At 72.5% G+C, this 24,515-nt stretch carries 19 protein-coding genes; 6 read left to right on the top strand and 13 right to left on the bottom strand.

From position 1 onward, the window contains the following. Positions 1-59: 59 nt before the first annotated feature. Positions 60-1,334, bottom strand: a complete 1,275-nt coding sequence (locus NDAS_RS16655) for a glutamate-5-semialdehyde dehydrogenase (RefSeq protein ID WP_013154376.1) — start codon at positions 1,332-1,334, stop codon at positions 60-62. 539 nt (positions 1,335-1,873) lie between these two features. Between NDAS_RS16655 and NDAS_RS16660 the strand changes: the two genes are divergently transcribed. The 3 genes from NDAS_RS16660 (at position 1,874) to NDAS_RS29585 (ending at position 4,799) form a co-directional block, all read left to right on the top strand. Continuing rightward, a complete protein-coding gene (locus NDAS_RS16660) occupies positions 1,874-3,166 on the top strand; it encodes a phenylacetate--CoA ligase family protein (RefSeq protein WP_232051686.1) in 1,293 nt (430 codons plus the stop codon). A 106-nt stretch (positions 3,167-3,272) separates the two neighbouring features. After that, entirely contained in the window at positions 3,273-4,235 is a 963-nt protein-coding gene (locus NDAS_RS16665) for an aldo/keto reductase (RefSeq protein WP_013154378.1), read from the top strand. Positions 4,236-4,334: 99 nt separating this feature from the next. Continuing rightward, positions 4,335-4,799 (top strand): MarR family winged helix-turn-helix transcriptional regulator, encoded by a 465-nt coding sequence (locus NDAS_RS29585; RefSeq protein WP_013154379.1) that lies wholly within the window; start codon positions 4,335-4,337, stop codon positions 4,797-4,799. Positions 4,800-5,084: 285 nt separating this feature from the next. Here NDAS_RS29585 and NDAS_RS16675 read toward each other — a convergent pair whose 3' ends face one another. The 4 genes from NDAS_RS16675 to NDAS_RS16690 all read right to left on the bottom strand — a co-directional run bounded on the left by NDAS_RS16675 (position 5,085) and on the right by NDAS_RS16690 (position 9,768). Then, positions 5,085-6,140, bottom strand: coding sequence for a 3-oxoacyl-ACP synthase III family protein (locus NDAS_RS16675; RefSeq protein WP_013154380.1), 1,056 nt, complete (start codon positions 6,138-6,140; stop codon positions 5,085-5,087). Positions 6,141-6,225: 85 nt separating this feature from the next. Then, positions 6,226-6,975 carry an HAD family hydrolase gene (locus tag NDAS_RS16680; RefSeq protein WP_013154381.1) on the bottom strand — a complete coding sequence of 250 codons (750 nt, stop codon included), beginning with the start codon at positions 6,973-6,975 and terminating at the stop codon, positions 6,226-6,228. Positions 6,976-7,010: 35 nt separating this feature from the next. Next, entirely contained in the window at positions 7,011-8,126 is a 1,116-nt protein-coding gene (locus NDAS_RS16685; protein WP_232051687.1) for a ScbA/BarX family gamma-butyrolactone biosynthesis protein, read from the bottom strand. A 169-nt stretch (positions 8,127-8,295) separates the two neighbouring features. Continuing rightward, complete coding sequence (locus tag NDAS_RS16690) at positions 8,296-9,768, bottom strand: MFS transporter (RefSeq protein ID WP_117199100.1); 1,473 nt, start codon at positions 9,766-9,768, stop codon at positions 8,296-8,298. Between the two features lie 222 nt (positions 9,769-9,990). On the opposite strand from NDAS_RS16690, the gene NDAS_RS16695 reads away from it, so the two are divergent. The 3 genes from NDAS_RS16695 (at position 9,991) to NDAS_RS16705 (ending at position 14,800) form a co-directional block, all read left to right on the top strand. Then, positions 9,991-11,652 (top strand): FAD-dependent monooxygenase, encoded by a 1,662-nt coding sequence (locus NDAS_RS16695; RefSeq protein WP_013154384.1) that lies wholly within the window; start codon positions 9,991-9,993, stop codon positions 11,650-11,652. Between the two features lie 484 nt (positions 11,653-12,136). Beyond that, entirely contained in the window at positions 12,137-13,381 is a 1,245-nt protein-coding gene (locus tag NDAS_RS16700; RefSeq protein ID WP_232051688.1) for an AMP-dependent synthetase, read from the top strand. Between the two features lie 459 nt (positions 13,382-13,840). Next, positions 13,841-14,800: a cyclase family protein gene (locus tag NDAS_RS16705; RefSeq protein WP_013154386.1), complete on the top strand. Its 960-nt coding sequence runs from the start codon at positions 13,841-13,843 to the stop codon at positions 14,798-14,800. Positions 14,801-14,914: 114 nt separating this feature from the next. Here NDAS_RS16705 and NDAS_RS16710 read toward each other — a convergent pair whose 3' ends face one another. The 8 genes from NDAS_RS16710 to NDAS_RS16745 all read right to left on the bottom strand — a co-directional run bounded on the left by NDAS_RS16710 (position 14,915) and on the right by NDAS_RS16745 (position 23,992). Continuing rightward, a complete protein-coding gene (locus tag NDAS_RS16710) occupies positions 14,915-15,361 on the bottom strand; it encodes a type II toxin-antitoxin system PemK/MazF family toxin (RefSeq protein ID WP_013154387.1) in 447 nt (148 codons plus the stop codon). A 37-nt stretch (positions 15,362-15,398) separates the two neighbouring features. Further along, positions 15,399-16,289: an alpha/beta hydrolase fold domain-containing protein gene (locus tag NDAS_RS16715; RefSeq protein ID WP_013154388.1), complete on the bottom strand. Its 891-nt coding sequence runs from the start codon at positions 16,287-16,289 to the stop codon at positions 15,399-15,401. A 73-nt stretch (positions 16,290-16,362) separates the two neighbouring features. Further along, positions 16,363-17,520, bottom strand: coding sequence for a glutamate 5-kinase (gene proB / locus NDAS_RS16720; RefSeq protein WP_013154389.1), 1,158 nt, complete (start codon positions 17,518-17,520; stop codon positions 16,363-16,365). 81 nt (positions 17,521-17,601) lie between these two features. Then, positions 17,602-18,966, bottom strand: coding sequence for a GTPase ObgE (gene obgE, locus NDAS_RS16725; RefSeq protein WP_013154390.1), 1,365 nt, complete (start codon positions 18,964-18,966; stop codon positions 17,602-17,604). A 121-nt stretch (positions 18,967-19,087) separates the two neighbouring features. Beyond that, the gene (gene rpmA, locus NDAS_RS16730; protein ID WP_013154391.1) at positions 19,088-19,348 is read right to left on the bottom strand and encodes a 50S ribosomal protein L27; all 261 of its coding nucleotides are present in this window, start codon (positions 19,346-19,348) and stop codon (positions 19,088-19,090) included. Positions 19,349-19,362: 14 nt separating this feature from the next. Then, the gene (gene rplU / locus NDAS_RS16735; protein WP_019609597.1) at positions 19,363-19,674 is read right to left on the bottom strand and encodes a 50S ribosomal protein L21; all 312 of its coding nucleotides are present in this window, start codon (positions 19,672-19,674) and stop codon (positions 19,363-19,365) included. A gap of 359 nt (positions 19,675-20,033) precedes the next feature. Further along, positions 20,034-23,057, bottom strand: a complete 3,024-nt coding sequence (locus NDAS_RS16740; RefSeq protein WP_013154393.1) for a ribonuclease E/G — start codon at positions 23,055-23,057, stop codon at positions 20,034-20,036. Between the two features lie 158 nt (positions 23,058-23,215). Continuing rightward, positions 23,216-23,992, bottom strand: a complete 777-nt coding sequence (locus NDAS_RS16745) for a TIGR03936 family radical SAM-associated protein (protein WP_041552821.1) — start codon at positions 23,990-23,992, stop codon at positions 23,216-23,218. Positions 23,993-24,515 lie beyond the last annotated feature (523 nt).

The raw sequence follows: 24,515 nt of genomic DNA on the forward strand, positions 1-24,515 counted from the left end.
GGCGTGCGGTCCTTTGCGGCCCGGGGCCGCCGCCCCGAGGGCGGCCCCGGCGCGCGCGGCTACTTGAGGTGGCCGTCCCCGGTGACCACGTACTTGGTGGAGGTCATCTCGGTCAGCCCCATCGGGCCTCTGGCGTGCAGCTTCTGGGTGGAGATGCCGATCTCCGCGCCGAAGCCGAACTCGCCGCCGTCGGTGAACCTGGTGGAGGCGTTGACCATGACCGCCGCGGAGTCCACCCGGGAGACGAAGTACCGGGAGGCCTTCAGCGAGTCGGTGACGATGGCCTCGGTGTGCTGGGTGGAGTACCTGCGGATGTGGGCCAGCGCCTCGTCGATGGTGGGCACCACCCGCACGGCCAGGTCCATGGACAGGTACTCGGTCGCCCAGTCCTCCTCCGTGGCCTCGACCACCCGGGCCCCGGTCGGGTGGGCGGCGGCGGCCTCCAGCACCCGGGGGTCGCCGTGCACGGTCACGCCGCTCTCGCCGAGGGCCCGCAGCACGCGTGGCAGGAACTCCTCGGCCACGGCCTCGTGCACCAGCAGGGTCTCGGCGGAGTTGCACACCGAGCAGCGCTGCGCCTTGGCGTTGGTGGTGATGGCCACGGCCTTGTCGAGGTCGGCGTCGGCGTCCACGTAGACGTGGCACAGGCCCTCGCCGGTCTCGATGACCGGCACGGTGGAGTCGCGCACCACGGCCTGGATGAGGGAGCCCCCGCCGCGCGGGATGAGCACGTCCACCAGGCCGCGCGCCCGCATGAGCGCGGTGGAGGACTCGCGGGTGCGACCGGGCACCATCTGGACGGCGTCCACCGGGACCCCGGTGCCCTCCAGGGCGTCCCGCAGGACCCCGACGATGGCGGTGTTGGAGGAGTAGGCCGAGGAGGAGCCGCGCAGCAGGGCGGCGTTGCCGCTCTTGAGGCACAGGGCGGCGGCGTCCACGGTGACGTTGGGGCGGCCCTCGTAGATGATGCCGATGACACCGAGCGGCACCCGGATCTGGCGCAGGTCCAGGCCGTTGGGCAGCACGGATCCGCGCACGGACTCGCCCACCGGATCGGGGAGCTCGACGATCTCGCGGACGGCCTCGGCGATGGCCTCGATCCGCTGCGGGGTGAGGGTGAGCCGGTCGACCATGGCCGGGCTGGTGCCGTCCTCGCGGGCCCGCGCCACGTCCTCGGCGTTGGCCGCGGTGATCTCGTCGGACCGCTTGACCAGGGCGTCGGCGATCGCCAGCAGCGCGGCGTCCTTGACCGCCCGGCTGAGCGGGGCGAGGTCGGCCGCCGCGTCCCTGGCCCGCCCGGCTACCGCGTGGACCTCGCGCTCGATGTCACTCATGGTGCTCTCTCTTGGTTGGGAGGCCATCCCGGCGTACCCGCCCTGCGGCGTCGAAGGGTCTCAGGGGCATGCGCCGGGGTGAACGCTTTCAGCGTATAGCGCGGCCCCGCCGGACGGAGGTTGTCCACAGGGCGGAGTCGGGCGCGCACGGCCGGGCCGTCCGGTCCGGCCCGCCACCTCGGCGTCCACCGGACGGACGCTGGTACCCCAACCCGGACCGGTCACCGGGCGTGACGTCCCACGGGCCGCACGTGAGGAAGGTCATATAACGCGGGAGACAAGGGCCCGTCTCAGGGGAACGCCCCCGACGACGGACGATAACGAAAGGTGTCGACGCGGTCACACGGCCCCGGAGAGCGCCTCGGATATCGTCGCATTCTCTCGAATGGACGCATTCCGAAGGCAGCTGCGGCCCGCCCCGCCGACGACTGGACGACGAAGTCCAGGGAACTTCTGGTCACTTCGGATTCATGGCTATGCAGCAGTACGAACTACCGTGATCGGCCGCATTTGAGTACACCAGGAACGCGAGTGCGAGAATGACAACGAATTTCGGTCCGCGAACGAGCCTCGGCGGGGCTCCGTCCACGGCAGGGGCACTGGCCCGGCTGTCCAGGATTCCGGTGCTGCGGGAGAAGTACCTCCGCCACGTCTCCGGGGCCTCCGCGCCGGAGCTGTCCGACCTCCCCACGCTCGACAGGGACGAACTGGGCCGGGCGATCGACACCCTGGTGCGCACCGACCCGTCCGCCCTGACCCGCGCCTCCCTGAACGTCATGGGGGGCACCCGGTCGACCATGCGCCTGGGGGCGGTCCCGGCGGACCTGTACCTGGACGAGATCGCGCCGCACGTGCGCCCCTTCGAACAGGGCGACCTGTTCACCACCCTCGGCACCCCGTTCCACATGCGGGCCTGCCAGGAGCTGCACAACGGACTCGCCGCCAGGGCCGGAGTGCCCACACTCTCCATGGACGCGCCGACCGACCAGATGATCGACGCCTACCTCGACCTGTTCGAGCGCCACGGGGTCAACGCCCTGGGCACCACCCTCGACACCTTCCGGAGCCTGCTCCGTTACTGCGCCGCGTCCGGCCGGGACCTCGGGTTCCTGCGCAAGGTGCTGTGGAGCGGTCCGGCCATGGACGCCGCCACCCGAGCGCTGATCCGGACACACTTTCCCCACCTGCGCACATGGGCGCTCTTCGGCTCGGCGGAGACCTGGATCATCGGGCACAGCGGCCCGGACTGCGCCAACGACACCCTCCACCCGCTCCCCCACCAGTACACGGAGATCGTCGACGGGCGCATGCTGGTGACCGTCACACACGAGAAGGCGGTCGTCCCGCTGCTGCGCTACGAGACCGGGGTCGCGGCCGAATGGACGGCCTGCCCCTGCGGCCTGCCCGGTCCCGCGGTGCGCACCCACAGCCGCATAGACGCCCCGATGGGGCCGCTCAGCCGCGTGGTCTCCCCCCTCGACCTCGTGCCGCTGGCCCTGCGGCTCGACTCGGTGGAGGCGGCCCAGGTCGTCCTGGTCGATCCCCACACCGAGGACGAACGGCTCCACCTGCGGGTCCGGCTGCGCCCGGAGACCAGGTCCGAGCTCTACACCGGCGAGTGGATCCGGCAGCACGTGCTGTCCGAGTCGCTGGGGCTGTCCGAGGTGACGGAGGAGGCTCCGGAGTCCTTCGAGGTCATCGTCTCCCGGCACATGCTGCGGGAACTCCCGGACGGGTCGGCCCCCGAGTTCCTGGTGCGCGAGGGGGGACGCCTCCGAATCCAATCGATATCGAGTCAGGGTCAGGGTTCTTATGGTACCTTCTCGGCATAGGTTCAGGAGGGCGGGTCGCACGCGCCGTATGCGGCGCCCAGGTCACACCCCCGGGTAGCACCTCCCTGAGTCGCGTCGAGCACGACCACCGAGCACAGGAGTGCGCATGCGGACTGTTCCGCTGACCACCGACGGCCCCACCGTGTCCGCCCAGGGGCTGGGCTGCATGGGGATGAGCGAGTTCTACGGCCCGGGAGACGAGGCCGACTCCCTCGCGACCCTGCACCACGCCCTGGACCTGGGCGTCGGCTTCCTCGACACCGCGGACATGTACGGGCACGGGGCCAACGAGGAGCTGGTGGGCAAGGTCGTCCGGGAACGGCGGGAGGAGGTCGTCCTCGCCACCAAGTTCGGGATCGTCCGCGACCGCGGGACCGGCGCCCGCAGCCACCGCGGGGACGCGGAGTACGTCCACGCGGCCTGCGACGCCAGCCTCTCCCGCCTGGGCGTCGAGACGATCGACCTCTACTACATGCACCGGCGCGACACCTCGGTCCCCGTCGAGGAGACGGTCGGGGCCATGGCCGAGCTGGTCGCCCAGGGCAAGGTGCGCCACCTGGGGCTGTCCGAGGTGAGCGCCGACGAACTGCGCGCCGCCCACGCCGTGCACCCGATCGCCGCCGTGCAGACGGAGTGGTCGCTGTGGAGCCGCGACGTGGAGGAGTCCGTGGTGGGCGAGTGCGCGCGGCTCGGCGTGGGCTTCGTCCCTTACTCCCCGCTGGGGCGCGGCTTCCTCACCGGGGCCCTCCCTCCGGTGGAGGAGCTGTCCGCCGACGACTTCCGCCGCGGCAAGCCGCGCTTCTCCGGCGAGAACGCCGTGCGCAACCAGGATCTGCTCGCCATCGTGCGGCGGGTGGCCGAGGCGCACGGCACGACCCCGGGCCAGGTCGCCCTGGCGTGGGTCCACGCCCAGGCCGAGCGCTGGGGCCTGCCCGTCGTCCCCATCCCGGGAACCAAGAGGCGCGAACGCCTGGAGGAGAACGTGGGCGGCGCGGACCTGGTCCTCTCCCCGGAGGACCTCGCCGAACTCGACACCATCGCCGACGCCACCGCGGGCGCGCGGTACTGACCCTCCCCCGAGCCGGGGTGGAGCGGACGGCTCCCGGCGCCGGCCTGACGACCGGCCGACGAGCACGGAGGGACAGGCGCTCTGAGATACGATTCCCAGATGACCCAGCTTCCCATGGACCAGCGGATCGGTCATCACCTGAAGCGCGCCGAGCAGGAGCTGATCTCCGCGAAGCACGCTGTTCTGAGGCAGTTCAACCTCTCGGTCCCCCAGTACACGGTCCTGCTCGTGCTCTCGGAGGAGCCCGGGGCCTCAGGTGCGATCCTGGCCCGCAGGTGCCTGGTGACCCCCCAGACGATGTCCTCGGTCCTCGCGACCCTGAGCAGGCGCGAACTGATCGAGCGCAAGCCCCACCCGTTGCACTCCCACATCCTGGAGACGAGGCTCTCCCCCAGCGGACAGGACCTGCTCGCCAAGGCGGACGAGGCCGCGATCCGGGTGGAGATGCGGCTGAGCGAGGCGTTCAGCAGCGAGGAGGAGGGTGAGTTCGTCCGCTTCCTCAGCCGGTGCGCGGAGGTCTCCGCGGAGACCCGCACCGAACTGGCGGACCTGGGCGAGGAGTGACCCCGGTCCGGGCGGGCGCCCCGGCGTCACCGCGCGGGGAGCCGGACGGGGCCCCGCCCCGCCGCTCCGTGGGCGCCCGCCTCCCGCGCCCTCCCGGAGAGGCGCTCGCAGGGGCGCTCCCCCAGGCGTCCTGAAAGGCACCCGGACAGGCGTCCCGGGAAAGGCTTCCGGAAGAGGCCGCGCCCCCACGGTCGGGGCGCCGACCGTTCACGCACGTCCCGGGATGGAGCGTGCACGGCCCCGGGGACCGGACACGCCCCGCCCCGCCTCCCGGGCCGGGAGGGGTCACGCGGGAACGTGGACCGGAGTCGTCCCCGCGGAGCGGACCGAACGGACCACGGAGGCCGCCCTCGCGGCCACGGGACTCCACCGCACGAGGGCCAGCCCGACGCTCATGCCGCCGCCGAACCCCGCGAGCAGGACGAGGTCGTCCCGTTCGAGCAGCCCGGCGCGGTGCACCGTGTCCAGGGCGACGGGCACCGATCCCGAACCCGTGTTGCCATGGGTCTGCACGGTCAGGTGGAGGTGGGCGTTGTCCAGGCCCAGCGACGGCCAGACGTCCTCGAGCATGGCGCCGTTGGCCTGGTGGGGCACGAAGTGGCGGATCTCCTCCCGGTCCACGCCCAGGCCGTCGAGCATCCGGTGGACCGCCTCGGGCAGCCGCCGGGTGACGTACTCGCGCACGCCGCGGCCCTCCATCGTGAAGAAGTGCCCGCCCTGTCCCAGGGTCTCCGCGGAGGCGGGCAGGCGCGAGCCCCCGGCCGGAACCCTGATCAGGTGGTGGTGGTCCCCGTCGGTGAGCAGCTGCGTCCCCACGACGCCGCCGCGGTCGTGCGCGGGCCCCAGCAGGACCGCGCCCGCGCCGTCACCGAATAGGACCGCCGTCCTGCGGTCGCCGTAGTCGAGGATCCGGGAGTAGATGTCCGCGCCGATGACCAGCGCGTAGGCCTCCCCGTGCGGCCGCAGCAGGTGCTCGGCCACGGAGAGGGCGTAGACGAAGCCGCTGCACACGGCGTTGACGTCGAACGCCGCCGCGGACCGCGCGCCGAGCAGGTGCTGGGTGATGCTGGCCGTCGCGGGCTGGGGGTGGTCCGGGGTGGACGTGGCGACGATGACGTAGGCCAGGCGGTCCGCGGACACGCCCGCCTGTGCCAGGGCCCGTCGGCCGGCCGCCGCGGCGAGGTCGGAGGTGGCCTGGTCGGGGGCGGCGCGTCGGCGCTCGCGGATCCCCGTCTTGCGGCGGATCCACTCGTCTGTGACACCGGCGGTGCGGGCGATCGGCTCGTTGCCGACCACTTCGTCCGGCAGGTACGAGCCCGTACCGAGGATGGCGATGGTCATCGTGCTGTCTCCTTCTTGCTGGGCTGCGGGGAGGGGAGGGCCCGGGAGCGCCGCCGCACCGCGCGGAGGCGCTCCCGACCCGGCGTCACGCGTTCACCGACGGGAGGCGCGGGGCTCCCTCCGCCGCGCCGGGGCCCGGGCGGCCGGAGCGGACGCGTTCCCATCCGTTGGCCTCGGCGTGCGCGGTGAGCGTCGCGTCCTCGCCGACGGCGACCGGGACTCCCACGGCCGACAGCAGGGCGAGGTCGCTGGAGTGGTCTCCGTAGGCGGTGCACGAGGACAGGGGTACGCCTCTCACCGCCGCGGCCGCCCTGGCGGCGGTCTCCTTCGTCGCGCCGATCATGGGGACGAGGACCTCACCGGTCAGGTGCCCGCCGCGGACGACCGGCCGTGTGCCCAGTGCCCAGTGGGCTCCGGCCTCCTCCGCGATCGGGTCCAGGCAGGCGAAGAAGGAGCCCGAGAGCAGGACGACCAGGTCGCCCTCGGCCCGGTGGCGGCGCAGGCGCTCCAGCACCGGCGTGTGCCAGAAGCCCGGCACGCGCGCGGCCTCGGAGAACCACGCCCGCCCCTCGGCGCGCAGCCCCTCGACGGACTCGCCCGCCATGATGCGGTAGTAGAGGCGGTTGACGTCCTGGCGGGGCACGCCCCGGGCCGCCGCCGCCCTGAGGTGGGCCACGGCCCGTTCGTAGGAGCCGGGCGGCCTGGAGCCGTTCCCGAGGTGGAACTCCAGGAACGAGAACATGCTCTTCGGTCCGATGAGCGTCTCGTCCACGTCGAAGAACGCGATGCCGCGCCCCCGGGTCCCCGGGGTGTGCGCTCCGTTCGCGAGGGTCATGGCTTCTCCTGTCGTAGGGGTCGGTACGGTCCGCTTCACGCGGGGAGGCGGACCAGGCCGACCTCGATCCGGCAGATCGACGCGCCCCTCTGGAGCACGTCCACCTCGACGGAGGTCGGGGCGGGTTCGGGGCAGCCGGTGGGCGCGAGGAACTCCACGATTCCGCCCTGCGTGTAGTAGACGCCCTCCTCCTCGGGCCCCTCCGCCCCCGCCGGAGCGGTGACGGCCCGCAACTCGGTCCGGGGCTCCAGTTCTCCGAAGCTGGTGAAGGTGGCGGTGATCTCGGTGGGGTAGGCCTTGGCCGGCGAGGTGCCCCGGACCTCCAGGAGCGTGTTCAGGGCCAGTTGGCGCCCGGCCTCGATCAGGACCATGCCCGGCAGGTGGTCCTGGGCGTGGTCGAACAGGCTCGGGTGCTGGGGCAGCACGCGCAGGGAGGCCGACACGGTGTCCCCGGCCCCCGTGAGCCCGGTCAGGACCACGTTGTCGCCGTTCGACCGGCCGACGAGGTAGGGGGCGGGGAGCTCCCCGCCGACGGTGAAGTCGAAGGTCTCCGTGGAGGGGACCGGCTCGCCGGAGCGGTTGCGCAGGCGCAGCGCCTCGTAGCTCGCCGGGGACTTGAACCGCAGGCCGACGACGGCGTTGCCGACCTCCGTGCCGTCGACGAAGAGCCGGAACCTGGCGTCGTAGCCGACGACGCGTCCTTCCTTGACCCTCTTGTCCCCGACGGAGCAGAGCATGCGGAGGGCGCACGGAGCCGTCCCCACCGTCATCAGCTCGGGGCGCGTGATGGTGATGCCCAGGGTGGTGAGCACGAACTTGTGGTCGAAGGGGACGCCGTAGTGGGTGTGCGCGATGGCCAGCCCCACCTGTCGGCATGCTTCGAGCAGCAGCACGGGGTCGTGGCGGCGGGGGCGGAGCAGGTGGTCGCCGTAGTAGGCGTGTGAACGGGGGAGCTGGGCGGCGGCCGCGTGGGCGTCCCCTCCGAGGGGCTGGGTGTCGGTGACGAAGACCTCCGCCAACGACTCCCGGTGGACGACGGTGCGGTCAACGGTCCGCTCGTAGTCCAGGGCCGGACCCTCCGTGCCTGCGGTCACGGTGTCGGTGGCGCCGTTGAGGAGGTGGTGCACGGGCATCTGCATGGTCTGTCTCACATTCCTCGGGCTTGTGGTCCTGATGTGGGGGCCGCGGGCGGAGAGCGTCTCCCCGCGGTGCGTCGGTACGGCGGGTCGGAGGCCGGGGTCCGGGGTCCGGGGTCCGGGAGGGGCTGTCGGTGGTGGACGGTGGAGGGGAGCCGGGGCGGAGGGCCCGCGAGGACCCCGCCTAGCGGAGCTCGCGTTCCCTGACGACGAGGAACGTGACCACCGCGCCGGCCAGGGCGAGGAGCGCCAGCCCCAGGAACGTGGTGTGCATCGCGGAGGTGAGGCTGGCCGAGACGGCGTCCAGCGCGGTCGAGCGGTCCGCCTCGGCGAACTGGCCCAGCGCCGTTTCCAGTCGGCCCTGGGTGGCCTCACCCGCCAGGGTCCGCTCCTGCTCGGGGTCGGCGAAGGGGAGGTCGAGCGTGTTCAGGGACAGGGTCGCCAGCACGGACCCGGCTCCGGCGATCGCCACGCTCTCCCCGGTGATGCGCATGGTGTTGAAGATGCCCGAGGCCATCCCGGCCCGCTCGACCTCCACGGAGCTGAGCGCCGCGTTGTCCATGACGCCGAAGGCGCTTCCCACCCCCGTGCCGAACAGGGCCAGGGGAGCGGCGAGCGCCGTCCAGTGCTGGCCCGGCTGGAGGGTCATCAACCACAGGGAGCCGCCCGCGATGAGCAGGGAGCTGGTGGCGAGCATGACCCGCAGGGGGAGCCTGGCGGCGAGCTGCCCGGCCAGCATCGGCAGGGCGAGCACCGGCAGGGTCAGGGGCAGGAGCAGGGCCCCGGCCTCGGCGGCGCCGAACCCGCCGACGCCCTGGAAGAAGGGCGGCAGGTAGACGAGCAGGACCACGAAGCCGAAGGTGATGGTGAAGGGCTGGCAGACGACCACGACGAACGTGGGCCGCTTGAACAGCGAGAGGTCGAACATCGGGCGCCGGACCCGTGACTCCACCACGACGAAGGCGGCGAGGAAGACGAGGAACCCGACCGCCGACCCGATCGCGCTCAGGCTGAGCCAACCCGCCTCGGCGCCCTGGACGAAGGCGAGGGAGAGCAGGAACAGGCTGGTGCTGAAGGTCATGACGCCGCCCCAGTCCACCGAGGTGGAACCGGGGTCGCTCGACTCACGGATCGAGCGGACCAGGAGCAGGACGACGGCGGCGAACGCGAGGTTCATCAGGAACACCATGCGCCAGTCCAGGAAGTTGACCATCAGCCCGGCGACGAAGGGCCCCATGGCCAGTCCGAAGCCGAAGGAGGTCCCCAGGAGGCCGAAGGCCCGGGCCCGGGCCGCTCCCCGGAAGGAGTCGGCGAGGATCGCCGATCCGCTGGTCATGATGCCCGCGGCGCCGATGCCCTGGACCGCGCGGGCGACGTCGATGACGAGGATGTTGGAGGAGAGGCCGATCACCGTGGCCATCGCGGTGAAGACGACGAGGCCGATGACGAGGACCCGGCGCCTGCCGAAGCGGTCGGCGAGTCCGCCGGCGGCGAGCATGAACGCCGCGAAGGTGACGTTGTAGGCGTTCTGGACCCACTGGGCCTCGCCGACGCTGGCGTTCAGGTCGGCCGCGAGCTGGGTGAGCGCCACGGCCGGAGCGGTGACGGCGAGCGGCAGCATCACGCTGGACAGGGCGACGGCGACGAGTGTGGCCACCGCCTGTCCCCTGGTCAACGGGGCGGGAGCACTCCGCGCGCCCTGCAGATCCGTGGCTTCTATCGCCATTCCCCTACCCCTTAATTCGCTTCCTTATAGCCATCCATTCGTGGATGAGCATAAGGTGTCTTATGTCCATCGTCAATCTTATAGAACTGGCCACGCGCGCGGTGGGCGGACCCGGGACACCCGCCGCAACCTGTTCGATCGGAGCTCCCCGAAATGCAGTTGACCAGCGACGACACCGCTTCCACCCGCGCACACAGCACCCCCTCCGACGTCCTCGTGGTCGGTGCCGGGCCCGTGGGCCTGACCGCCGCGTGCGAGCTCCTGAGACGAGGAGTACGTGTACGGCTCATCGACCGCGCCGAGTCCGCCTCCCCCTTCCCCAAGGCCCTGCTGCTCTGGCCGCGCACCCTCGACCTGCTGGACGACCTGGGCGCCCTGGAATCCACCCGGCGGGCGGGTATCGACATCCGCAGGTTCCGCTACTACTCCTCCGGCGACCCGCTGGCCACGTTCACGTTCCCCGAGCACCTGGCTCCGGTGTGCCTGCCCCAGAACGAGACCGAGCGCGTGCTCACCGAGCGGCTGCACGCGCTCGGCGGGCGCATCGAACGGGGGGTGCGGCTGCTCGCCCTCGACGGGCTGGACTTCTCCGGCGACATCACCGCGACCGAGGGGGTGACCGCGATCCTCGAACACTCCGACGGGACCGTCGAGCGCTACCACGCGCCCTTCCTCATCGGCGCGGACGGCGCGGGCAGCGCGGTGCGCGCCCAGATCGGCACCGGCTTCGTCGGCAGCACCTACGAGTCGGCGTTCGCCCTCGTGGACTGCCACATCGAGGGGGAGCTGCCCGTCGACGAGGCGCTCTACTACCAGTCGCCCCGGGGCGCCCTGGTGATCGTCGCCCTGCCCGACGGCGTCTTCCGGTTCTTCGCCAGCCTTCCGCCCGGGGAGAAGGCGGGGGTGGACCTGCTCCAGCGGATCACGGACGAGCAGGGCCCGGGAGGGGTCCGGCTGGTCGACCCGGTGTGGGAGTCCGTGTTCCGCGTGCACCGGCGGCACGCCGACGACTTCCAGCGGGGCCGCGTCTTCCTCGCCGGGGACGCGGCGCACGTGCACAGCCCGGCCGGGGGCCAGGGCCTCAACACCGGGATGCAGGACGCGCAGAACCTGGCCTGGAAGCTGGCCGCGGTGACACGGGGCGAGGCAGGACCGGAACTGCTCTCCACCTACGGCCCCGAACGCAAGGACGTGGCGCGGCAGGTGGTGCGCGACACCGACATCCAAACACGCGGTTGGATGCTCCAGCACCCCGTGCAGACGGCGGGCCGGGACGCGGCCTTCCGCGTCCTGGAACCGGTCATGGAACGCGGATACCTGCCCGTCATGGCGGGTTACCGGTTCCGCTACACACCCGCTCGCCTCACCCAGGAGCCCACCTGGCCCTCCCTGTGCCGGGTGACCGGACGGCTGGCGGGCGCCGTCCGCACCGGCCACGCCCTCCCCCGCTCCCTCGCCGTGGACCTGGGCGTCGCCGGGCACGGGGAGGCCGGGAGCGGGCAGGGGGTCCGCGGGTGGACGCTCGCCGTCACACCCGGCCGGGGACGCACCCGCGACGGGGAGCCGTTCTCCGCGCTCGTCGCCGACCGGCCCCAGGTACGGACGGTGGCGCTGAGCGCCGACCAGGCCTCGGAGCACCGGCTGTGCTCGGCACCGGGCTACCACCTGGTCCGACCGGACGGCTACGTCGCCGCCCACGGGCACGCGCGGGACCACGCCCGCCTGAGGGTGGAACTGGCCGTGCACCTGGGGGCGGCGGACGGTCGGCGACACGCGCCCGGGGCCGCCGGGCAGGCCGCGCCGAGCCGCGCCTGAGAGCCTCCTCCACGCGGAGCCCCCGGCGGTGCCGACGGCACTCGGCACCGCCGGGGCTCCGGCGCGGACCGGGGCCCACCGGCGGGACCGCCGAAGCGACACGGTCGCACCGGGCCCTCTCCCCGCGCACGCCGGGCCGCGTCCCGGCGCCTCCCGCGGCCTCCGCCTTCACCCCGCACGGCGGCCAGGAGCGGTGAGCAAGGTCACTCGACCGCATCCGGCCACCGGGGGAACACGCTCCGAGGCGTCTCCCAACAAGTACACATGACCTGCGGTGATCACACGCTTACCAGCAGGGGAAATCTTCACCATGTTCCTCGGTGGGGGAATCTGATTTACTGTCCAACGGCCCCGAACCTGCCATGCCGCCAACGAAGGCATTTCCCCGAGAAGAATTAACGGGAATTCCACATTCATTAACGTCACCGCAGCCGCCCCGGCGGGATGAACGAAATCCCTGACACCCAGAGATGCGAGCACGAGAATGACGATGAATATCGGAGGAAAAGTGGAGGGGCCGCTCTCCCTGGCCCACGCGTTACAGCGCCTGGCGAGGATCCCGTCCATGCGGCGCAAGTACGGCCGTTACCTCGTGCTGGGGCGCAGGCCCCGCCTGGTGGACCTGCCTCCCCTCACCCGTGAGGAGCTCGGCGAGGCCGTCGACACGATGATGCGGGAGTCCCCGGCCGAACTCTCCCGGGCCTCGCTCCACCTCATGGGGGGAACGACGTCCACGAGCCGGTTGGGCGCGCTCCCCTCCGACCTCCACGTGGACGAGATCGCCCCGCACCTTCAGCCCTTCGCACCGGGGGACCTGGTCGCGAGCCTGAGCACCCCGTTCCACATGCGCGCGTCGCACGACCTGCACAACGCGCTCGCCGCACGGGCCGGCGTCCCCACCCTGTCGCTCGACGCCCCGACGGACCAGATGATCGAGCCGTGCCTCGACCTCTTCGAGCGGCACGGGGTGAGCGCCCTCGCCGCCACCCTGGACACCGTCCAGCGCGTCCTGCGCTTCTGCGCCGCGTCCGGACGGCGCCTGGACTTCCTGCGCAAGGTGCTCTGGAGTGGACCGGCGATGGACGCGGGGACGCGCTCGCTGATCCGCACGCACTTCCCCCACCTGCGCACATGGGCGCTGTTCGGCTCCGCGGAGACCTGGATCATCGGGCACAGCGGACCCGACTGCGCGATCGACACCTTCCACCCGCTCCCCTACCAGCACACCGAGGTCGTCAACGGGCGCATGCTCGTGACCGTCACGCACAGGAAGGCGGTCGTCCCCCTGTTGCGCTACGACACCGGCACCGGGGCCGAGTGGACGTCGTGCACCTGCGAGCTGCCCGGCCGGCCCCTGCGGACCAACAGCCGCATAGACGCGCCCTACGGTCCGCTCAGCAGTCTGGTGTCCCCCGCCGACCTGGCGTCGCTCGCCCTCCAACTCGACTCGGTGGAAGCCGCCCAGGTGGTCCTGATCCGTCCGCACACCGAGAACGAGCGGCTGCGCCTGCGGGTCCGGCTCCGCCCCGGGACGGAGCCGGACCTGTACACCGTCGAGTGGATCCGGCACCACGTGGTGTCGGGCTGCCTGGCCCTGGCGGAGGTCATCGAGGAGGCCCCCGAGACCTTCGAGGTGACCCTCTCCCGGCGGCTGCTGGACCAGTCCTCGGACGGCTCGGCGCCGACGATGGTGGTCCGCACCGCCTCCCGGGGCCGCTGCTCCGCGTAACCCGTTCCCGCCACCCGGCCCCCGCACAGGGCCGGGCGGGAATTCACCGGCGCGGCGCGAGCGCGGCTCCCGCGAAATACGGCGGGACGCGGGCTGTCACGTCGAGGAGCAATTCCCTCCGTTCCCCGGGCGGGCGCGGCGGTCCGGAGGACGGGGCGCACTCCGTTACACACAACGGGTTCGGGGAACGGCGGAAAACGCCGTGCCGGCTCCGGACACACCCCAAACGCTCCGGCCCTTCCGGCCTCCCCGCCGGAGAACGACACCTCCCGGCACGGGCACGAGCCTGCGCGCCGGCCCGACCGCGTGTCCGCCCGGTCACCTTCCGCGGCGAGGCCGCCGGTCCGCGTCCGCCCTGAAAACAAGACATCGCATGGGGCACAGGCTTCACTTTTGCATAAGAGATCGTATACTCATTCCAGATCGAACGGACAGCAGACCTGGAAGAGGAACACTGCGATGTGCGGACCCCACGTGATCCACAAGGCCCGGAAGACGTTCATGACCGCATCGGGGCACGCCCCGGAAACGCCGGGGGGCACGATCACGGCGGAGCGGTCGGCGCCGCCCGCGCGCCCGGCCGGCGCGGACCTGGGCCGCAGGCGCATGCTGACCGGTTCGGCGGCCGTCGGCGCCGTGCTCACCGGGATCGGCGCCCTCGGAGGGCCGGTGGAGTCCGCCCACGCCCAGACCATCGCCGGGATCAGCCCGTCGCGGCTGACGGTCACCGACCTCACCCACGTCCTCCACAACGACTTCCCGATCTACCGGCCCTACATCCTCGACCCGAACATCTTCCAGTTCGCCTCGATCGAGGAGGACGGCTTCAACGCGCTCAAGCTGGAGATCGACGAGCACACCGGGACCCACTTCGACGCGCCGTGGCACTTCAACGACAGCGCTGACGCACTGCACACCCACGAGGTGGACCCGCGCGACCTGGTCTGTCCGCTCGTCGTCGTCCGCATCGCCGACCGCGCCGCGAGGCACTACGACGCCCAGGTCACCGTGGCGGACCTGCGCCGGTGGGAAAGGCGCCACGGCCGCATCCCCCGGGGCGCCCTGGTCGCCATGGACTCCGGATGGAGCGCGCGGGTACTCCAGAGCGAGGAGGCGATGCTCAACCGCGACAGCGACGGCGTCGCCCACTTCCCCGGGTTCGACATCGAGGCGATCGACTGGCTGCTGAGCGCGCGGGACATCGCCGGGATCGCCGTGGACACCCCGAGCTTCGACTACGGGCCCGACTCCGCCTCCAACCCCGAGGCGCACGTGTTCCTCCTCGGAGAGAACAAGTACGCCGTCGAGATGGTCGCCCACCTGGAGAGGGCTCCCGAGAGCGGCGCTATGGCGATCGTCGGCGTCGCCAACATCCGGGGCGGTTCCGGCGGCCCCGTACGCCTGTTGGCCCTCTCCTGAGGCGACGGGGGCCGCGGGGCCCCGGCGGCGGTCCTGCGCCCCGGGGCCCGACCGCCCTTCCGGTGGAGACCCGGCCGTCCCCGGGCCCCCGGACGGGCGACCGCCCTCCGCCGCTCAGCTCCACCCGTAGCGGGCCCGCAGGACGTCGGCGACCATCCAGAACAGCTCCTCGTCCATGACGGCCGCCTCCCGGCGGATGTCGTCCTCGTCGAACTCGAAGAGCCGGTCCACCCGCACGTAGGAGTCGCGCTGTTCCCGGTCCCAGGGGCCCGAGCCGACGGGCAGCCAGTCCTGGCGCTCCCACGCGTCGGGGCGCCGGGAGGACAGCATCAGCCCGTGCAGCCGCCCGCCCCGGCGGCCGACCACCAGCAGCGGGCGGTCCTTGCCCCGCCCCGGGTCCTCCTCGTAGGGGACCCACGTCCACACGATCTCGCCCGCGTCGGCGAGTCCGTCGCGCTCGGGCGCGTAGACGAGCCTGGTGGCGCTGGCGGCGGTGGGGATCTCGCGGACCTCGCCCCGGTGGGGGTGGTCCTCGCTTCGGCGCGTCGTTCGTTCGCTCACGCCCGCATCCTAGGGCCTCCGCCCCGCCCCGGAGGTCTCACAGGTCCTGGACGGTGCCGATGATCCGCGCCCGTGCCCGGCTGCCCTCGGGAACCGGGACCAGCGGGTAGACGTGGAAGGCCCCCTCCTCCTCGTGCAGGTCCACCTCTCCCCCGGCCCGCGCGACGAGCGAGCGCAGGCGCCGGGTGTCGGGCAGGAACACGTCGCGGGTGCCGATGTAGAGGTCCATGGGCGGCAGGCCGGAGAGCACGCCGTTGACGGGGCTGAGCCGGGGCAGGGACAGGTCGTCGCCGTCCGCCCACACCTTGGCGGCCTCCTTGAGGCCGACCGGGCTGAGCCAGGGGTCCCGGCCCTCCACCTCGGCGATGTCGGGGTTGGACATGGTCAGGTCCGTCCACGGGGAGACCAGGATGAGCCGCGCGGGCTGGGGCAGGCCCTCCCCGGGCAGCGTCTGCGCGAGGGCGAGCGCCAGCCCGGCCCCGGCCGAGTCCCCGGCGAACACCGTGCGCTCCGGCGCGACGTGCTCCAGCAGGTCGCGGTACACGGTGTGGAGGAAGCCGAACGCCTCGCGGTAGGTGTGCTGGGGCGCCAGCCCGTAGATGGGCACCTCCACCCGGCAGCCCACGTCCGCCATGCGCGAGATCAGCACCCAGTGCCAGGGGGAGATCTCGCTGATGTAGGAGCCCCCGTGCACGTACAGGACGGCCTTGTCGGGGTCCTCCTCCCGGTCCCGGGCGAGGACCGTGTAGCTCGCGAAGCCCCCGACCTCCCGCCGGGTGGTCTCGTGGCGCTTGGCGACCCAGTGCGGCGGCTCGGGGTCGTCCTTGGCCTCGTCGATGCGCTCGCGCGCGCCCTCGACGGTCTCCATGGGGCGCTTGCGCGCCACCCGGAACGCCACAGCGAGCATTCTCGCCACCAGGCTAGGCATGGGTGTCTCCACTCTCCTCGGGGGGTGTCCCCGACATTGCCACAGAGGTGTCGCGGCGGTCCGGGTACGCGGTCTAGAGCACGACCAGGTCGTCCCGGTGCACCAGCTCGCGCTCGTAGGAGGGGCCCATCTCACGGGCCAGCCACCGTGTGGACCTTCCCATCAGGTCGGGCACCTCGGCGGCGTCGTAGTTGACCAGTCCGCGGGCGACGACGGCGCCGTCCTCGTCGCACAGGTCCACCGGGTCGCCCGCGTTGAAGTCGCCGGTCACCCTCACCACACCGGCCGGGAGCAGAGACGCCTTCTCCCGCACCACCGCCGTGACCGCGCCGGGGTCCAGGACCAGGCTGCCCCGGCCCGCCGTGGCGTGCGCCAGCCACAGCTGGCGGGCCGAGGGGCGCCGTCCCCGCGCCGGGGCGAACAGGGTGCCCGCCGGCCCGCCCTCCAGGGCCGTGCGGGCGTTCGCGGCGGAGGTGAGCAGGGTGTGCACGCCCGCCTCCGTGGCGATCCGCGCCGACGCCACCTTGGTGACCATCCCGCCGGTGCCCACGCCCCGCCCGCCCGCGCTGCCGATGTCGATCCCGTCCAGGTCCGCCGGGCCGCGCACGAGGCTGACCACCGACGACCCCGGAGCGGAGGGGTTGCCGTCGTACAGGGCGTCCACGTCCGAGAGCAGCACCAGCGCGTCGGCGCGCATCAGGTGCGCCACCAGGGCCGCCAGGCGGTCGTTGTCGCCGAACCGCAGCTCGTGCGTGGCCACGGTGTCGTTCTCGTTGACGATGGGCAGGGCGCCGATGTCCAGCAGGCGGCGCAGCGTGCGTTGGGCGTTGCGGTGCTGCACCCTCCGCATCATGTCCTCGACCGTGAGCAGGACCTGCGCCGCGGTGAGGCCGTGCCCGGCCAGCTCGGCCGTGTACGCGGCCAGCAGCAGCCCCTGGCCCACGCTGGCGGCGGCCTGCTGGGAGGCCAGGTCACGGGGCCTGCGGGCCATGCCGAGCGGGGTCATCCCGGCCGCGACCGCCCCGGAGGAGACCAGGATGACCTCCTGGCCCGCGGCGCGGCGGTCCGCCAGCACCCGGACCAGGTCGCGGATGCGGCAGGAGTCGATCCGGCCGTCGGGTGTGGTCAGGGAGGACGATCCCACCTTGACCACGACCCGGCGCGCGGCGGCCACCGCCGCGCGCCCGGAGGCCTCCAGGGAGTCGGTCTGTTCGATTCCTGCGCTGTGCACCGTGTGGGGCTTTCCATCCAGTGGCGCGGCACCGGGTGCCGCGCTCGTGCCTGTCGGCCGGGCCGTCGGTCCCCGCGCGGGTCAGCCCAGCCGGGCGTCGGATCCGCGCGGGCCGGACGGGACGACCTCGGCGTCCGTGGAGGGGTCCCAGTCGAAGACCACGGAGTCCTCCTCGGTGCCGATGTGCACCTCGGCGCCCTCGGTGGCGCCCGCCTTGGCCAGCTGCTCCTCGATGCCGAGGCGGTTGAGGCGCTCGGCGAGGTAGCCGACGGCCTCGTCGTTGGAGAAGTCGGTCTGGCGCACCCAGCGGGCGGGCTTGTCGCCGCGCACCTGGAAGGCGTTGCCGCCCAGCGGCACCACCTGGAAGGGCGCGTCACCGATGGCCTGGGGACGGATCACGACCCGGGTGGGCTCCGCGGGCGGTGCGGCCTCGCGGGCCGCGGCCACCTGCTCGCCCAGGGCGAAGGACAGTTCGCGCAGCCCTTCGCGGGAGGCCGCGGAGACCTCCAGGACGCGGTAGCCGCGCTCGACCAGCATCGGGGTGACCAGCTCGGCGAGCTCGCGGGCCTCGGGGACGTCCACCTTGTTCAGGGCGACCAGGCGCGGCCGGTCGGACAGGTCCACTCCGGTGCTGCGGCCGTAGGCGGACAGCTCCGCCTCCAGTGCCTCCAGGTCGCTGACCGGGTCGCGGCCCTGCTCGTAGGTGGCGCAGTCCAGCACGTGCAGGAGGGTGGAGCAGCGCTCGATGTGGCGCAGGAACTCCAGGCCCAGCCCCTTGCCGTCGCTGGCTCCGGGGATGAGGCCGGGCACGTCGGCGATGACGTACTGGACGTTGCCCGCCTCCACCACGCCCAGGTTGGGCACCAGGGTGGTGAACGGGTAGTCGGCGATCTTGGGCCGGGCCGCGGACATGGCGGCGATCAGGGACGACTTGCCCGCGCTGGGGAAGCCCACCAGGCCGACGTCGGCGATGGTCTTCATCTCCAGGCGCACGTCGAAGCCCTGGCCCTCCTCGCCCTTGAGGGCGAAGCCGGGGGCCTTGCGCCGCTTGGTGGCCAGCGCGGCGTTGCCCAGGCCGCCGTGGCCGCCCTCGGCGAGCACCAGCCGGGTGCCGTGGCCGACCAGGTCGGCGACGACCTCGCCGTCCATACGGCTGACCACGGTGCCGTCGGGCACCTTGAGGACGAGGTCCTCGCCCTTGGCCCCGGCGCGGTGGCCGCCCTGGCCGGGCGTGCCGTTGCCGGCGGTGCGGTGCGGGCGGCGCTGGTAGTCCAGCAGGGTCGCGGTCTGGGTGTCGACCTCCAGCACGACGTCCCCGCCGTGGCCGCCGTTGCCGCCGTCCGGACCGCCCAGCGGCTTGAACTTCTCCCGGTGCACGGAGGCACAGCCATGCCCGCCGTTCCCGGCCTTGACGTGCAAGACCGCCTCGTCGACGAAGTCAGGCATAGCTCTCCCCGTTACTCTCCGGCCCCCGAGCGGGGCCTGGACACACACGCGTCATCCAGTGACAACGCAAGGGGCGGGCCAGTGTTCCCTGGCCCGCCCTGTACAACGTCCGCGCGCGTGCCTACTCGGCGGCGGCGGGAACGATGTTGACGGCCTTGCGGCCGCGGAAGTTGCCGAACTTGACCTCGCCGGCGACCAGCGCGAACAGCGTGTCGTCTCCACCGCGGCCGACGTTGGCGCCGGGGTGGAACTTGGTGCCGCGCTGACGGATCAGGATCTCACCAGCCGAGACGCTCTGGCCGCCGAAGCGCTTGACGCCGAGGCGCTTGGCGTTCGAGTCACGACCGTTACGGCTGGACGAAGCGCCCTTCTTGTGTGCCATATCTTCCAGGCCTCCTACTTCGCCGCGATGCCGGTGACGCGCACCTGGGTGTGCTTCTGGCGGTGACCCTGGCGCTTCTTGTAACCGGTCTTGTTCTTGTACTTCAGGATGTTGATCTTGGGGCCCTTGGTCTCACCGAGGACCTCGGCGCTGACCGTGTAGCCGCTCAGCTTGTCGACGTCGCTGATGACGTTGTCACCGTCGACGACGAGGATGGGCTGCCATGTGATGGTGGCGCCGGTCTCGTCGGAGACCTTGTCGATGTTCAGGACGTCATCGACAGACACCTTCTCCTGTCGGCCGCCCGCTCGCACGATCGCGTACACCGGGTAACTCTCTTCCTGCTCGCTCAACGAATAATGCTCGGGACCATCCCCGAGGCATGAGCCCGGGGTCCGGGTCCGACCGCACCTGTGCCCAGATCGGCCGGGAGGCCCATCCCCGTGTGGGCGGGGAGGTGCCTCGTTCCACGATCCACTGATCGCCTGTAGCGGGGCGCGGGGATCCGAGGGAAACAAACCCTGCGTGGAGAGCACTTCGGTGTCGGGGCGCGCGAGTGTGGTGGCATAGCGCGCCGACGCACCGTCCCTCAGATTACCATCGGCCCGCCACGGGCCTGTACACGTGCCGTGGTCCGGACCGGGCTGGTGCCGGTCCGGACCACGGCGGGGCTGCCGCCCCTGACTCAGCCCGCGTCCACGGCGGTCGGCGGGGTGGCCGCCGCCCTGGTGCGCCGGGTGCGGCGACGCTTGGGCCGCTCGGCGGCCTCGTCGTCACCGGCCTCGGCGGGCGTCTCGGCGGCGGTCGCGTCCGCCTCGGCGGGGGCGCTCTCACCGCCCGCGGCCTCGGCCTCACCGGTGTCGGCCGCCCCGCGGGCGGTACGACGGGTGGTGCGCCGGGCGCGGGTCTTCTTGGCCGGGGCCTCCTCGGGGGCCTCCGCGGCCTGCTCGGGCTGCGCGGCCTCAGGAGCCTCCTCCGTGGCGGTGATCTCCTCCTGCTCCTCCGCGGCGGCCTCGGCCTTGCGGGAGCGGGAGGCCCGCTTACGGGTCTTCTTGGCGGGCTCGGAGGCCGGGGCCTCGGCCGTCTGCGGGGCCTCGGGTGCCTCCTCGGTCCGCGCCGCGTCCGCCTCGGCGGACTCGTCGGAGTCAGCGCCCGCCTTCTCGGCCTTCTCCGGCCCGTCGGCCCCGTCGGCCTTCTCGGAGGACGGCTTCTGGGCCTTCTCCGGCTTCTCGGCCGCCTGGTCGGGCTCGCCCTTGCCCTTCTTCTTCTTGCGGCCGTTGCCGCTGCCGCCGCCCTTGCTCTCGACCGGGTCGCTGGCGACCACCAGGCCGCGGCCGTTGCAGTGCTCGCAGCTGTGCGAGAAGGCCTCCAGCAGGCCCTGGCCGACCCGCTTGCGGGTCATCTGGACCAGCCCCAGCGAGGTCACCTCGGCCACCTGGTGCTTGGTGCGGTCGCGCGAGAGGCACTCCAGCATGCGCCGCAGCACCAGGTCGCGGTTGGACTCCAGGACCATGTCGATGAAGTCGATGACGATGATGCCGCCGATGTCGCGCAACCGGAGCTGGCGGACGATCTCCTCGGCCGCCTCCAGGTTGTTCTTGGTGACCGTCTCCTCCAGGTTGCCGCCCTGACCGGTGAACTTGCCGGTGTTGACGTCGACCACGGTCATGGCCTCGGTGCGGTCGATGACCAGCGATCCGCCGCTGGGCAGCCAGACCTTGCGCTCCAGGGCCTTGTTGATCTGCTCGTCGACGCGGTAGGCGGCGAAGACGTCGCGGTCCTCGTTCCAGTGCGAGAGGCGCTCGGAGAGGTTGGGGGCCACGTAGTCCACGTACTCGCGGACGGTGGTCCAGGCCTCCTCACCGGACACGACGAGGCTGGAGAAGTCCTCGTTGAACACGTCGCGCACGACCCGCACCGTCAGGTCGGGCTCGCTGTTGAGCAGCGAGGGGGCGTTGGCCGACTTGGACTTGCGCTTGATGGAGTCCCACTGCTTGGCGAGACGGGTGATGTCGCGCTCCAGCTCCTCCTCGCTGGCCCCCTCGGCGGCCGTGCGCACGATGACGCCCGCGCCGGAGGGCATGACCTTCTTGAGGATCTGCTTGAGGCGCGCGCGCTCCTTGTCGGGGAGCTTGCGGCTGATGCCGGTCATCGAACCGCCGGGCACGTACACGAGGTAGCGGCCGGGCAGGCTGATCTGGCTGGTCAGGCGGGCGCCCTTGTGGCCGACGGGGTCCTTGGTGACCTGCACCAGGACCGACTGGCCGGACTTGAGCACCGACTCGATGCGCTTGGGCTGGCCGTCCAGGCCGAAGGAGTCCCAGTTGACCTCGCCCGCGTACAGGACGGCGTTGCGGCCCTTGCCGATGTCGACGAACGCGGCCTCCATCGAGGGCAGCACGTTCTGCACCCGGCCCAGGTACACGTTGCCCACGTAGGAGCGGTGCGTGGCCCGGTCGACGTAGTGCTCGACGAGGATGTCGTCCTCGAGGACGGCGATCTGGGTGCGGTCCTCGACGCGGCGCACCACCAGGTCCCGCTTGACCGACTCCCGCCGCGCCAGGAACTCCGACTCGGTGACGATGGGGGCGCGGCGGCGGCCCTGCTCACGGCCCTCGCGGCGGCGCTGCTTCTTGGCCTCCAGCCGGGTGGAGCCGCGGACCGCCTGGACCTCGTCCTCGATCGGCTTCTCCTGGCGGGGTTCGCGCACCCGGACCACGGTGTTGGGCGGGTCGTCCGGGGTGGCCTCGGGGCCCTCTCCCCCGCCGGAGCGGCGGCGACGGCGGCGCCGACGGCGGCTGCTGCGGTCGTCGGACTCGGCGGACTCGTCGGCCGCGCCGTCGTCCTCGCCCCGGTCCCTGTCGCCGGGCTGCTCCGCCTTGTCCTCGGCGGACTCGGGGGCCTCGGCGGACTCGTTCTCGTCCGCGCGGGAGCGGCCGCGTCCCCGGCCTCCGCGACGGCGGCGACGGCGGCTGGGGCGGTCGTCGTCCCCGTCGCCGGTCTCCTCCGCGACGGCGGCCTGGGCGGTCTCCTCCTCGGCCTCCTCGGACTCCTCCTCGGCCTCCGCCGGGGCGGTGCTGCGTGCGGGCACGGGGGCGGCGCTGGCCACCGGGGGCTGGAAGAGCAGGGAGGGGGCCTGGAAGACGTTGCCGCCGCCCGCCTCCACGGTCTCCTCGTCCTTGGCGGGCTCGTCGGCCGCCTCGGAGGGCGCGGGCCCGGCGGTCTCCGCGGCCGGGGCGGAGCGGGCGCGCGAACGGCCGCGGCTCCTGGCCGTGGAGGGGGCGGTGTCCTCCGAGGCGGAGGAGGCGCGCGAACGGCGCGGAGCGGCCTCCTCGTCAGCGGAGGCATGGGCCCGGCGCGGAGCGGTGCCCTCGTCGTCAGCGGAGGCGCGCGAACGGCGCGGGGCGGCGTCCTCGTCGGGACGGCCCGCGGCGCGCACGGTGCGCCTGCGCGAGGTGGTGGCCACCGAGGTCTTGACCGTGCCCCCCTCGCCGGAACCGGCGAGGGAGGTGACGGGCGCGGAGGGGGGGGTGAAGACGTCGTCGGGTTCGGGGGGTGGTCCGGCGGCGCGGCGGACGCCCTTGGCGGGCGCGGGCGTGGTCACGCGCACCTCACCGCCCCCCGTGGAGGGCGCCGCCGCCGTGTTGTTGGTTGTTTCAGTTGTACCCGCGGTGCCGTCGGCACCGTTGTTGGGCTCGTTGTCGAGCATCCGGGCGGTCTCCCGTCAGAGTCCTCGGGCGCGCCGCGACCTCTCGGTCGGCGGCGCGGCTCACGAGAACTGTCGTCGCTGTGTCAGCGCCGGCGGCGCCGGGGCGCCGTCGGGGCAAAGTCCTGTGGTGTCGCCCATGTTCCCCGCTTCGGGGCCGCTCATCCGCGCGGTCCCGCCATGGGCGTTGACGGCCGTGGTGCGTCTTCGCGCCGCTCCTCCGCGTTGTCGTCCGCGGGTCCGGAGCTCGTGTGGGCTTCGGGCCGGTCCTGGGAGAGCGGGTCCGCGATCGCACCTGTCGTCTCGTCCAGCGGCCCCTGCGCCAGCCGGGTCATCATCGGAGATGACGGCGGCGCGAGGTCGGCCACGCGGCGAAGGCCGGTCAGCACGTCGTCCGGTCGAACAGCAGGTGTCGTGTGCCGTACGACCATCCGAAGTATGGCATATGTCGTGTGATGTTCCTCTGGGGCGCGCCCGAGGGATTCAGCGCACACGTCGATGCGGACCACCGCCGGCCGTGTGTCGAAGCGGCGACGGCCCTTCTTCGTCATCCGCTCCACCTCGACGCTGTCGGCGGCCAGATAGGCGGCCACCGCCCTGGCGGCGTCGTCGGGGTCGACGCCAGCCATCTCCACGCGCCATTCGGAGGCCTGGAGCCGGTCGGCCAGCCCGGGATGTCGGGCCTCGACGACCTCGACGACGTCGATGCCCTGGGGCATGGCCGCGTCGATGTCGGCTCGGACCCTCTCGGGCGGGCGGTGCTCGGCCAGAGTGAGCTCAAGGTACTCCGCCTCGCTGGCGACCCCGGTGGGGGCCGCGCCGGTGTAGGAGACCTTGGGGTGAGGTGAGAAGCCAGCGGAGAAAGCCACGGGTACGGAGGCCCTGCGCAGGGCGCGCTCCAGAGCCCGGGCGATGTCGCGGTGGCTGGCGAACCTCATGCGTCCGCGCTTGGCGTAGTGGACGCGAAGCCGCTGTCCGGGTTTGGCCGTGGAGGGTGAGGTGGTGCCCTCGGATGCGGGGGGCAGCTCAACTCCTTTCCTCATGCCCCCTGGTGCGGTCGGCGGGGCGACCTGAAGGGGCTGTTCCTCGTCCTGTTCAGCGTACGGTGCGCCGTGGTGCACATGCGCCAGCAGGACTACGCATACCGGTATCTCCCCCACTGACCTGCGGTCGAAAAGTCCCCGAGCGGTCGAAGCGGACACCGGAGCCGTGTTCACCAGCAGAACGCGGGGTTCGCCGAAAAAAATCCGAAGAAAATCTGGATCCGATGGCAACCCCCCGCGTAGCCCGCGAGTCCTATTACACGTACGGCCCGGCGCGAGCGGGGCGCCGGGCCGTACACCTTCCTCCCCCGGGCCACTCCCCTTCGAGGGTCGAGAGAGCGCCCGGAGCGCGAAATCCTACTTCACACCCTCCCGGGGCACGTGAGCCGCCCCCTGCCCCGGCACGAACACCACGGCC

This window comes from Nocardiopsis dassonvillei subsp. dassonvillei DSM 43111, from assembly GCF_000092985.1.
GTDB lineage: Bacteria > Actinomycetota > Actinomycetes > Streptosporangiales > Streptosporangiaceae > Nocardiopsis > Nocardiopsis dassonvillei.